The following is a 222-nucleotide window of genomic DNA, read 5'->3' as shown; positions in this document are numbered from 1 at the left end:
CGATGATTTCTAAACGACTAACACGTTCAGTCAAAGTCATTAATGCTGGCTCAGATTCAACCCGTTTACCTTTGACCAAGTCACCTTCCCAGTGTCCAAGCTCTTGACGCGCTTGAACCACAGTGGGACGCTCTTCGATTGAATGGCCCAGATTCTTCTTATTGATTCGGTGATGCTTTGTCCCGGGACGTTTGACTCGGCGACGGAGTTTAGCTGGTAGGT

General features: G+C 48.6%; 1 pseudogene. It reads right to left on the bottom strand.

Annotated features, from left to right (window positions below):
- Window positions 1–222 (bottom strand): annotated as a pseudogene (locus LPKJCM_RS08300) (IS30 family transposase); the annotation flags it as partial.

It is taken from the genome of Lentilactobacillus parakefiri (genome assembly GCF_002157585.1).
Classification (GTDB): domain Bacteria; phylum Bacillota; class Bacilli; order Lactobacillales; family Lactobacillaceae; genus Lentilactobacillus; species Lentilactobacillus parakefiri.
Note: the sequence above shows the minus strand (reverse complement) of the source record. Positions and strands in the feature narration are given on the sequence as shown.